At 64.1% G+C, this 10,820-nt stretch carries 9 protein-coding genes; 5 read left to right on the forward strand and 4 right to left on the reverse strand.

The features are described 5' to 3' along the window. Positions 1-111 precede the first annotated feature (111 nt). The gene (locus P0D68_RS24105; protein WP_408300436.1) at positions 112-1,425 is read left to right on the forward strand and encodes a YihY family inner membrane protein; all 1,314 of its coding nucleotides are present in this window, start codon (positions 112-114) and stop codon (positions 1,423-1,425) included. A gap of 97 nt (positions 1,426-1,522) precedes the next feature. On the opposite strand, the gene P0D68_RS24110 is transcribed toward P0D68_RS24105, so the two are convergent. From P0D68_RS24110 to P0D68_RS24120, 3 genes are all read right to left on the reverse strand, one after another. Then, positions 1,523-1,843, reverse strand: coding sequence for an Mpo1-like protein (locus P0D68_RS24110; RefSeq protein WP_012433756.1), 321 nt, complete (start codon positions 1,841-1,843; stop codon positions 1,523-1,525). A gap of 178 nt (positions 1,844-2,021) precedes the next feature. After that, positions 2,022-2,855, reverse strand: coding sequence for an alpha/beta fold hydrolase (locus P0D68_RS24115; protein WP_408300415.1), 834 nt, complete (start codon positions 2,853-2,855; stop codon positions 2,022-2,024). Further along, a complete protein-coding gene (locus P0D68_RS24120; protein ID WP_408300417.1) occupies positions 2,852-4,204 on the reverse strand; it encodes an O-acetylhomoserine aminocarboxypropyltransferase in 1,353 nt (450 codons plus the stop codon). The genes P0D68_RS24115 and P0D68_RS24120 overlap by 4 nt, the downstream gene beginning before the upstream one ends. Before the next feature lie 240 nt (positions 4,205-4,444). On the opposite strand from P0D68_RS24120, the gene P0D68_RS24125 reads away from it, so the two are divergent. From P0D68_RS24125 to P0D68_RS24140, 4 genes are all read left to right on the forward strand, one after another. After that, the gene (locus P0D68_RS24125; protein WP_091792673.1) at positions 4,445-4,906 is read left to right on the forward strand and encodes a CBS domain-containing protein; all 462 of its coding nucleotides are present in this window, start codon (positions 4,445-4,447) and stop codon (positions 4,904-4,906) included. A 280-nt stretch (positions 4,907-5,186) separates the two neighbouring features. Further along, entirely contained in the window at positions 5,187-7,124 is a 1,938-nt protein-coding gene (locus P0D68_RS24130) for an MFS transporter (protein ID WP_408300420.1), read from the forward strand. A 280-nt stretch (positions 7,125-7,404) separates the two neighbouring features. Then, on the forward strand, positions 7,405-8,505 hold the full coding sequence (aroC, locus tag P0D68_RS24135; protein WP_091792675.1) for a chorismate synthase: 1,101 nt from the start codon (positions 7,405-7,407) through the stop codon (positions 8,503-8,505). Positions 8,506-8,559: 54 nt separating this feature from the next. Continuing rightward, positions 8,560-10,038 carry a tetratricopeptide repeat protein gene (locus tag P0D68_RS24140; RefSeq protein WP_408300422.1) on the forward strand — a complete coding sequence of 493 codons (1,479 nt, stop codon included), beginning with the start codon at positions 8,560-8,562 and terminating at the stop codon, positions 10,036-10,038. A gap of 64 nt (positions 10,039-10,102) precedes the next feature. Here the strand turns inward: P0D68_RS24140 and P0D68_RS24145 are convergent. Continuing rightward, positions 10,103-10,820: electron transfer flavoprotein-ubiquinone oxidoreductase (locus P0D68_RS24145; protein WP_408468758.1), on the reverse strand; the 718-nt coding region annotated here is incomplete at its 5' end.

A 10,820-nucleotide genomic window follows, 5' to 3' on the forward strand; every position in this document is an offset into this window, starting at 1 on the left:
GGTGAACAGGTATTATAGGGGTTGGGTCCGCTCCACAGGCCACACATAGCCGTTCGGCCAGGTCTTGCGCGCGGTCCTGAAACACCAGCAAAGGAAACGAGGGAGGTGGGTTTGTTGTCCAGGGTGCGTTTCGATCTCGACACGCTGAAACGCCTCGCGCAGTTTGCCGCGCAGCGCAGCAGCGAAGACCGCATTCCGCAGGTGGCCGGCAGTCTCACGTTCACCACCATGCTTTCGCTCGTGCCGCTCGCGACCGTCGCGTTCGCGTTGTTCACTGCGTTTCCGATCTTTGCTTCCTTCCAGATGTCGCTGCAGATTTTTCTTGCCGATCATCTGATGCCCGCGCAGCTCAACAGTCAGATCTTCAATTATCTGAATCAGTTTGCTTCGAAGGCGAAGGGTCTCACCACCATCGGTATGATTTTTCTGTTCGTCACCGCCGTGATGACGATGATGACGGTCGAGTCCGCGTTCAACGTGATCTGGCGCGTGCGCAAGGCGCGGCCAATCGCGCAGCGCATTCTGGTGTACTGGGCGATCATCACGCTCGGCCCGATCCTGATCGGCGTGAGCCTGTCGATTTCATCGTACCTGTTCACGCAATCCATGACCTTCACGGCGGCCCAGCGCATGACGCCGGTCATCGAGTGGGCGCTCGCGGGCGCCGCGCTGCCGCTGACCGCGGTCGCATTCACGATTCTCTACGTGTACCTGCCGAATTGCCGCGTGGAATGGCGCGACGCGGTGATCGGCGGTGTGACTGCCGCGATCGCTTTCGAGCTTGCGAAACGCGGCTTCGGTTATTACGTGCGGCGCATTCCAACCTACACCGCGGTGTATGGCGCATTTGCGGCCGTGCCGCTGTTTTTGCTGTGGATGTACCTGTGCTGGTTCATCACGCTGGCGGGCGCGATGATCGCGTCCGCGTTGCCGGCCATTCGCATTGGGCAGTTTCACCGGCCCACCTTCGAAGGCAGCAATCTGTTCGACTCGCTCGAACTGCTCGCGCGCCTCTCGGAAGCACGCGACGCCGGCAGGCGCGGCTATACGGTGCCCGAACTTTCGCGCATGCTTCGCCGCGATATGGGTACCACGATCAACCTGCTGGAAAAGCTCGAAGAGATCGAGTGGATCGCGCGCTTGCAGGAGGACGGCTCGCGTCCGCATTTCCTGCTGCTGGCGAATCCGGCGCAAATCACTGTCGAGCGCCTGTTCGGACTGTTCGTGATCGACCGCGCGGAACTCGGATATCAGCTCGAACTGGCGTCCACGCGTGTGGACGGAGAAATGCTGCTGGCGGCGCTCGAAAACGACAAGCTGAAAGTGACGCTCGCCGCCTTACTTGCCGCGCGAGCAGCCGACCGTGCCGCGCGCGCTGCGGAGGACGAATCTGGCGCGCCTTCCATGCCGCAGCATGCGGCGTGATGCCGGACGAGGCGGGTTGAGGCAGCGTGCGAGCGCTTGATACCGCGAAAGGCGGCCGCAGCGGAAACTTCGAAGCAGCGGAAAAGCTAGCGCTTCGCTACAACGAAATCTTGCCGACGCAAATGTCCTTGAACATCACCCAATCACCCATCAGGCTGTAAAGCGGATGCCGGAAGGTAGCCGGCCGATTCTTCTCGAAGAAGAAATGCCCGACCCAGGCGAAGCCGTATCCGCAGATCACGGCAGCGGGCAGCCAGAGCCAGTCGCCGGTGGCGAGCGCCATGGCAAGACAGCCGATCACGCCGAGCGATCCCACGAAGTGCAGCCGCCGCGAGACCGTATTGCGATGCTCGCTCAGATAGTACGGATAGAACTCCGCGAAACTCGCGAAGTGATCGGTGTGCGCGGTTTGAGCCATCACGGCCTCCGGATTGCTACGCTTCTCGATGCTCCGGCGTGCGCCGGCATGCCGGACGCACGCGCTCGAAACAGGACAGGCTTGATCCATTGTGCGGCTATCGGGCCATGCGCGCAACCTGGCCATTCGGCCGATGGCGCAGCGCTCCCGGCGCAATTATCGTGATGGCTCGCAACGTTCATCGAACCGTGTGAGGAGTTCTGGTCGCGAAGCTGAAGAGGGCGTCGAGCGTGGCGTCGGGTTGCTCGGTCATCAACGCGTGGCCGGCTTCGAGCGTGACCGTGTCGACCGGTACGCCTGTTTGCTCCAGTGCGCCCGCGAGCGCCCTGGTTGCGCGCGGCGGCGTCATCGCGTCACGCCGCCCCACGATCAGGCGCGTGGCGCAGCGCACCTGCCCGGCACGGGCGAGGCCGTCCGCGTAACTATTGCAGGCGGCGAAGTCGGTATGGAACAGGTGCGGTTCACCGCGCGCCGAGACGCGCTCCATGAGCCGCTGGTTCATGCCGTGCAGCCAGAAGCCGGGGCCCGGGCAGGAAGGCTTGGCCGCAATGGTCGAATGCGACCACTGGTTGACCATGCCGATCGCTTCGGGTTCACGGTTCAGAGCGGCGTCGAGCAGTGCATCGGAGACGGTCATCGGCATCGCTATGGCGAGCAGGGCGAGGTGCGTTGCCCGCTCGGGATAGCGGCCGGCGAAGTCGAGCGCGATCAGCGAGCCCATGCTGTGGCCGGCTACGAAGGCGCGTTGCACACCTGCGGCGTCGAGCAGCGCGGCCAGCCAGTCAGCCATGGCCGGCACGGTGGTCAGGGCCGGGCCGCTGCTGCGGCAGTGGCCGGGCAAATCCACGGCCAGCACGCCGAAACCGTGATGCGCGAAGTAGCGGGTTTGCAGCGCCCATACGCTGTGATCATGCTCGGCGCCGTGGATGAATACGGCGGTTGGCAGGCGCGCGTCGAACGCTTTGCCGCCGGTGTACGCATAGGCGGGCTTGCCTTGAACGGTGAAGATCATGCGGACTCCGGGCGGGGTTGGGCGGCAGTGCCGGATGCGCCGCCTTGCGGCGCGCTCGAACTGCTCGCTTTTTGCGACGCCTTCAGCGCGCGCTTGAGGTCGTCGATCAGATCGTCGGGATCTTCGAGTCCGATCGAGAGGCGGATCGTGCCTTCGGCGATGCCGGCTGCGGCGAGCGCGGCGGCGTCCATGCGAAAGTGCGTGGTCGATGCGGGATGGATGACCAGTGAGCGCGCGTCGCCCACGTTCGCGAGATGCGAGAACAGCGAGAGCGCTTCGATGAAGCTGCGTCCCGCAGCGCGGTCGCCGCGCAGATTGAAGCTGAACACGGCGCCGGCACCGCGTGGCAGCAAACGCCTCGCGAGCGCGTGGTCGGCGTGCGTCGGCAATTCCGGATAGGCGACGGTTTCGACCGCGGCGTGACCGGCGAGGAATTCGACCACCCGGCGCGTGTTGGCAACGTGCCGCTCCATCCGCAAAGGCAGTGTTTCGATGCCTTGCAGCAGTTGCCACGCAGCCTGCGGATGCAGGCATGCGCCGAAGTCGCGCAGACCCTCGCGGCGCGCACGCAAGAGGAACGGAGCGACGGTGCTTTCCTCGGTGAACACCATGCCGTGAAAGCCGTCGTAAGGCTCGGTGAATTCGGGGAAACGCCCGGAGGCTTCGAAGTCGAACGTGCCGCCGTCCACCAGCACGCCGCCGATCGTCGTGCCATGGCCACCGAGGAATTTGGTGGCCGAGTGATAAACGAAGTCCGCGCCGTGCTCGAAGGGCTTGAGCAGGTACGGCGTGGTAAAGGTCGAGTCGACCAGCAGCGGCACGCGATGCTCATGCGCGATCTGCGCCACGGCCGCGATATCGAGCACGTCGAGCCCCGGATTGCCGAGCGTCTCGCCGAACAGCAGTCGCGTATTCGGGCGCAGCGCGGCTCGCCACGCATCGAGGTCGCCCGGTTTGACGAAGGTCGTCTCGATGCCGAAGCGCCGCAACGTGTAGTGCAGCAGATTGTGCGAGCCGCCGTACAGCGCGCCGGAGGCAACGATATGCGAGCCTGCGCCCATCAACGTGGCGATGGCCAGATGCAAGGCCGCCTGGCCGCTCGCCGTGCCGATCGCGCCCGCGCCGTTTTCCAGCGCGGCCACGCGTTCCTCGAACACGGCAACGGTCGGATTCGAGATGCGCGAATAGACGTGACCCGCGCGCTCCATATTGAAGAGCGCCGCGGCGTGGTCCGAATCGCGGAACGAAAACGAGGTAGTCTGGTAGATCGGCGTGGCGCGCGCGCCAGTGGTCGGGTCAGGAGCGGCGCCGGCGTGCAGCGCAAGCGTGTCGAAACGGTTGGCGGACATCGTAGGCGGCGAGGCCACGAACGGCCTCGCGAAAGGTGAAAGTGGCGGCCATCCTATCACCGGCGCGCCGCGCTTCAAGCGCGGTTTTCCCGATGCGCACAGCCGCGGCGAGCCGGGCTCGAACCGGTGAATGGCCGGTGCGCCCTGGTGGGCGGGCCGCTTTCCTTTTATGGGTCTTTCCGCTAGGATCGAAAATCATTGATGTATTACGAGCTTAGCGGGCATTACGGGAGACAGATCATGCGAGTCAGCGACATCCTCAAAGTCAAAGGCAACACCCTTTTCACGGTTACGCCGGATACCACGCTGCACGACGCAGTCAATACCATGGCGGAGCACGACATCGGCTCGCTGGTTGTGATGGAATATGGCGATCTCGTCGGCATGCTGACTTTCCGCGAAATTATTTCGACGCTGAGCAAGAACGGCGGCAGCGTCGGCACCTCCACGATCCGCAAGGTCATGGACGACCATCCGCTCACCTGCACGCCTGAAACGGACGTCAACGAAGTTCGCCGCATGATGCTCGAGCATCACGTGCGTTATCTGCCGGTGCTGGAGAGCCGCACGCTGATGGGCGTGATCTCGTTCTACGACGTCGCCAAGGCGGTGGTGGAAGAGCAGGGCTTCGAAAACCGCATGCTCAAGGCCTATATCCGCGACTGGCCGGAAGAACAGCCGGAACAGCAGCCGGCGCGTTAATGCGCGGCGACTCACTGCGACGTTCTGTCGTTGCCGTGAGCGCGAAGTGGCGGTCAAGGCGCGCGCGAAAGCGCGCGCTTTTTTTGTGTCCGGCGCAGGGCTTGTCTGCATGTTCAGCCTTGCCTATCCGGCTCTCCAGCTGGCTCGCCGCCGAGGCGGGCGCGAGTGCGCCTATTCGGCCGCCAGGCCGGCGCTACGTGTTGCCCGGCGAACCGCCCGCGCCGGGTTGTGCGCATGGTGCTTTCATCTTTGTTGCTCTCCAGCCTGCTTGCCGAACTTCATGAGCGATCGTCCGTTACCTGCTGCCCGCCGCGCCGCCCGTCGACCCGAGGGTCACGACTCCCAGTTCCGGCTGCTCGGCGAGCGCCGTTTCGCGCCGTTTTTCTGGACCCAGTTCCTCGGCGCGATGAACGACAACGTCTTCAAGATCGGCTTCACGTCGCTCGTCACCTACCAGGCGGCGCGCTTTTCGGGCGTCGATCCGAAAACGGCGGCATTCCTGATTTCGGCCATCTTCATCCTGCCGTTCGTGCTGCTATCGGCCACCTCCGGGCAGATTGCCGACAAGTACGACAAGGCAATGCTCACGCGTTTCGTCAAGAGTTTCGAAATCGTGGTGATGCTGATCGGCGGCGCGGGTTTCTGGCTGCATAGCGCGCCGCTTCTGTACCTGTGCACATTTCTGATGGGCGTCCATTCGACCGTGTTCGGCCCGGTCAAATACTCATACCTGCCGCAGCATCTGTCGAGTTCGGAGCTGGTCGGCGGCAACGGCATGGTCGAAATGGGCACCTTCGTGGCGATCCTGATCGGTACGATTGTCGGCGGGGTGGGCGCGGGTTTCGTCGAGCACGGCGCGGTGGTGCTGGCCGGCGCCTGCGTCACGATCGCGCTGGTGGGGCGCGTGGTGTCGAGCTTCGTGCCGCTCACGCCGGCGCCGCAAGCCGATCTGCGCATCAACTGGAATCCGGTCAGCGAGACGTGGCGCAACCTGAAGCTGGCGCGCGAAAACCGTACCGTGTTTTTGAGCCTGCTGGGGATCTCCTGGCTGTGGTTCGTGGGCGCGATCTTCCTGTCGTCGTTTTTCAGTTTTGCGAAAAACGTGCTGTCCGCCGATCCGGATGTGGTGACCGTGCTGCTCGGCACGTTTTCGATCGGCATTGGCCTCGGCTCGCTGATGTGCGAAAAACTCTCGAAGCGGCGTATCGAAATCGGCCTCGTGCCGCTCGGCTCGATCGGCATGAGCGTGTTCGCGATCGATCTGTTTTTCGCGAGCCATGCGCTGCCGCCCGCGGGCCATCTGTTGAGCATCGGTGAATTCATCGTGCGGCCCGCCCACTGGCGCGTCCTGGCTGATCTCTTCCTGCTCGCCATGTTCGGCGGCCTCTACAGCGTACCGCTGTATGCGCTGATCCAGAGCCGCAGCCAGCCGAGCCACCGGGCGCGAATCATTGCCGCGAACAACATTCTGAATTCGCTGTTCATGATCGTTTCGTCGCTGATGGCCATGGCGTTGACCGCGGCAGGCTTCGGCATTCCGGCGATTTTTCTCGTTACCGCGCTGCTGAACATCGTGGTGGCGACCTACATCTATTCGCTCGTGCCCGAGTTTCTGCTGCGCTTTATCGCGTGGGTGCTGGTGCACACGTTCTACCGGATTCGCCTCGTGCATGCCGAGCGGATTCCGGAAGAAGGCGCGGCCGTACTCGTGTGCAACCACGTGAGCTTCGTGGACGCGATCGTCATCATGGCCGAGAGTCCGCGCCCGATCCGTTTCGTGATGGACCATCAGATCTTCAGGACGCCGTTCGCCGGCTGGGTGTTCCGTCACGCGAAAGCGATTCCGATCGCGCCGGCGCATCAGGACGCGCAGTTATTGACGCGTGCCTACGAGCGCTGCGCGCAGGCGCTGGCCGAGGGCGATCTGGTTTGCATCTTTCCGGAAGGCAAGCTCACCAAAACCGGCGAGATGAATCCGTTCCGGCATGGCGTGACCGAGATCATCCGGCGCACGCCGGCGCCGGTCATCCCCATGGCGCTGCGCGGATTGTGGGGCAGCGTGTTTTCGCGCGCGGACGACGCGCGCTGGCCGCGGCCGATCCAGAAGGGCGTCATGAGCCGCCTGACGCTGGCAGTGGGTGAGCCGCTCGATCCGGCACAGGCGACGCCGGAGAACCTGCAGCAGATCGTCACCGAATTGCGCGGGGCGCGGAAGTAGTAGGAACAGGCTCTGCTTGCCGGCCAGGCGGTGCGCGCTCCCGAAGCAGACATTTCCGCATGGCGGCGTTTTGCGCGCCGCCGGGTTGGGTGAACGGTTAATCGGCACGCGGTATCGCGGATGAATCCCCAGTCGCGCCAAAGGTGTGTGCCGACAAGGTGAGCGACGCAGCGGGACCAGACGTACCCTGGCCGATCGGCCAGAACCGTTGCACGACGCGGTCCGCTTGCCACGGGGCTGGCATAATAGCGTTTTCCCCGCATTTCTTTGGACGACGCCCATGTCCGGCAACACGCTCGGTACGCTTTTCACTGTCACGACCTTCGGCGAATCGCACGGTCCCGCTATCGGCTGCGTGATCGACGGCTGCCCGCCGGGCATGGCGCTCAACGAAGCCGACATTCAACTGGAACTCGACCGTCGCAAGCCCGGCACGTCGCGGCACGTCACGCAGCGTCAGGAAGAAGACAAGGTCGAGATCCTGTCGGGCGTGTTCGAAGGCCAGACCACCGGCGCGCCGATCGCGCTCCTGATCCGCAACACGGACCAGCGCAGCAAAGACTACGGCAACATTGCCGACACCTTCCGGCCGGGCCACGCCGACTACACCTACTGGCAGAAATACGGCATCCGCGACTATCGCGGCGGTGGCCGTTCGTCGGCTCGCCTCACGGCGCCCACGGTGGCCGCGGGCGCGGTCGCCAAGAAGTGGCTGCGCGAGAAGTTCGGCACCGAGATTCGCGGCTATATGGCCGCGCTCGGTGAAATCGACGTGCCGTTCGTCGACTGGGCGCAGGTGCGCGAGAACCCGTTCTTCGTGCCCAATGCGGAGATCGTGCCGCAACTTGAGGCGTATATGGACGCGCTGCGCAAAGATGGCGACTCGATCGGCGCGCGCATCAACGTCGTGGCGTCCGGCGTGCCGGTCGGTCTCGGCGAGCCGCTGTTCGACCGTCTCGACGCCGACATTGCGCACGCCATGATGGGCATCAACGCGGTGAAGGGCGTCGAGATCGGCGCGGGCTTTGCGAGCGTCGCGCAGCGCGGCTCGGTACATGGCGACGAATTGACGCCGGAAGGCTTCGTCGGCAATCACGCGGGCGGCGTGCTCGGCGGCATTTCGACCGGGCAAGACATCACGGTGTCGATTGCGATCAAGCCGACTTCGAGCATTCGCACGCCGCGCCGCTCGATCGACAAGGCGGGGCAACCGGTTGTCGTCGAAACGTTCGGGCGGCATGACCCGTGCGTCGGCATTCGCGCCACGCCGATCGCCGAATCGATGCTCGCGCTGGTGCTGATCGATCATGCGCTGCGCCATCGCGCGCAATGCGGCGACGTGTCCGTCAGCACGCCGAAGATCGCGGCCAGCGCGCCGTAACGCGTCTGCGTCGAACGTATCTTTTTTGGTTCTACGCGGGCAGTGTCGTCTCTCATGACTGATTTCAGCGCCGAGCCGGCAGCCAGCCGTCTCGCGGATCTACGCGCGCGTGCCGCCGCGCCCAACGCCGTGGCCGGCGACTGCTTCACGTTCGGCCAGGCGCTGCTGCAACACGCCGGGGGTGACAAGGCGAGTCAGCGTGAGGCACTTGCTGCGCTGGTGCGCGCATACCAACTCGATTCTTCCTGCGAACCCACGCTGCTGCATACGATTGCGCAGACCGCCTTCGTGCTGCGCGATTGGGCGCTGGTCGACTCCGCCACCGGGCTGCTGCTCTCGCACCATGCCGAAGACGCCAACGCGCTGATCTGGCGCGCGGCGGCCGTGCAGCGGCGCGACGACTTCGCCACCGCCGAGGCGCTGTTGCGCGAAGCCGTGCGCGTCGTGCCCGGCAATCCAGTCGCGCTGCATAAGCTGGCGTTGTGTATCAAGGAGCAGGCACGCTTCGCCGAGGCCGAGGCGTTGCTCCGGCAAGTCCTGATGCTCTCGCCGCAGAACGCCCATGCGTTGTTCGATCTGTCGGAACTCGAGATTCGCAGCGGGCGTTTTGCGGAGGGTTGGACGCATTACGAATCGCGCGTCGTGTTTGCTGGCGGCGAACTGAACAACGCCCAGCAGGCGCTCGCCGCGATCAGCGCGCCCTGGCAGGGTGAATCGCTTGCCGGCAAGACGTTGGTGGTTTATGGCGAGCAGGGCAATGGCGACTGTCTCTGGGCAGTGCGCTTTCTGCCAATGCTGGCCGAACGGGCGCGACGCGAGGGCGGCCGGGTGATCTTCGGTCACGACGGTCCGTTGCGGCATTTGTTCGAACGCATGCTGCCAGCGGATTTGCCGCTCGAAACGAGTCTGGAGACGCAGCCCGATTTTCACTGCGGACTGATGAGCCTGCCGCTGCGGCTCGGCATTTTCGGCGCAACGGGATGGGGCGCACCGTATCTGAGCGCTGACCCTGCGCGTGAGCAGGCGTGGCGCGAACGAGTCGAAGCGCACACGGCGGCGCGGCGCGGTAGTCGCAAGGTCGGGCTGGTGTGGAACGGCAATCCGGACCATATCCGCGACATGCGGCGTTCAGTGCCCGTCGAGCAAATCGAACCTCTGTTGAACGTGCCGGACGTGAGCTATTTTGCTTTGTCGCCGGGGCGCGGAGAGACGGTTGCACAGTGGCGCGCCAAGGGTCTCGACGTCGTCGATCTGACGCATCATTTTCAGTCCGGCTTCGACGATGTCGCTGCGTTGCTGGCGAATCTGGATCTGGTCGTTACGATCGATAGCGGGCCCGCGCATCTGGCGGGGGCGCTCGGTGTGCCGACCTGCCTGATGATCGATCACGTTTCCGCGTGGTTCTGGGGCGATGAGTCGCCGCTGACGGCCTGGTACGATTCGATTGAACTGGTTCGACAACCGCGCGTTGGCGACTGGGCGCCGGTCGTGGCGAAAGTGCGGGAGCGGATTGAAGCGGTGGGGCGGAGCTGACTGGTTCTGCCTTCACAGCGCCGTCAGTAAGAATCCGGCGTTGCGAAGGCAGGTGAAGCATGAATTACATGTTCGGATAGTTCGGACCGCCGCCGCCTTCAGGCGTCACCCACACGATGTTCTGCGTCGGGTCCTTGATATCGCAGGTCTTGCAGTGCACGCAGTTCTGCGCGTTGATCACCAGGCGCTCGGTGTTGTCGTCGTTCTTCACGAACTCATACACCGCTGCCGGGCAGTAACGTGACTCCGGGCCGGCGTAGGTCTGCCAGTTCACGTTCACTGGCACCGAAGGATCTTTCAGCGTCAGGTGAGCGGGCTGGTTCTCTTCGTGGTTCGTGTTCGAGATGAACACTGAAGAGAGCCGGTCAAACGTCAGCTTGCCATCGGGCTTCGGGTAGACGATCGGCTTGCATTGCGAAGCCGGTTTCAGCATCTCGTGATCCGAATGTTGGTGATGCAGCGTCCACGGCACATTGCCGCCCAGCAGCTTCTGCTCGATGCCGACCATCAGCGTGCCGAGGTACAGGCCCTTGCTCATCCACTGCTTGAAGTTGCGCGCACGATGCAGTTCGGTATGCAGCCACGAGGTCTTGAAGCTCTCCGGGTACGCGGTGAGTTCATCACTGGTGCGTCCAGCCTGCACGGCTTCAAAAGCGGCGTCGGCGGCCAGCATGCCGGTCTTGATCGCCGCATGCGAGCCCTTGATCCGCGATGCGTTAAGGAAACCCGCATCGTCGCCGACCAGTGCGCCGCCCGGGAACACGAGCTTCGGCAGCGACATG

This window comes from Paraburkholderia sp. RL17-380-BIE-A, from assembly GCF_046028085.1.
Classification (GTDB): Bacteria; Pseudomonadota; Gammaproteobacteria; order Burkholderiales; family Burkholderiaceae; genus Paraburkholderia.

Bases quoted from the DNA above. Each gene is read 5' to 3' on its own strand.
- P0D68_RS24110 (WP_012433756.1), bottom strand. From the start codon at position 1,843: ATGGCTCAAACCGCGCACACCGATCACTTCGCGAGTTTCGCGGAGTTC.
- P0D68_RS24115 (WP_408300415.1), bottom strand. From the start codon at position 2,855: ATGATCTTCACCGTTCAAGGCAAGCCCGCCTATGCGTACACCGGCGGC.
- P0D68_RS24120 (WP_408300417.1), bottom strand. From the start codon at position 4,204: ATGTCCGCCAACCGTTTCGACACGCTTGCGCTGCACGCCGGCGCCGCT.
- P0D68_RS24125 (WP_091792673.1), top strand. From the start codon at position 4,445: ATGCGAGTCAGCGACATCCTCAAAGTCAAAGGCAACACCCTTTTCACG.
- P0D68_RS24130 (WP_408300420.1), top strand. From the start codon at position 5,187: ATGAGCGATCGTCCGTTACCTGCTGCCCGCCGCGCCGCCCGTCGACCC.
- aroC (WP_091792675.1), top strand. From the start codon at position 7,405: ATGTCCGGCAACACGCTCGGTACGCTTTTCACTGTCACGACCTTCGGC.
- P0D68_RS24140 (WP_408300422.1), top strand. From the start codon at position 8,560: ATGACTGATTTCAGCGCCGAGCCGGCAGCCAGCCGTCTCGCGGATCTA.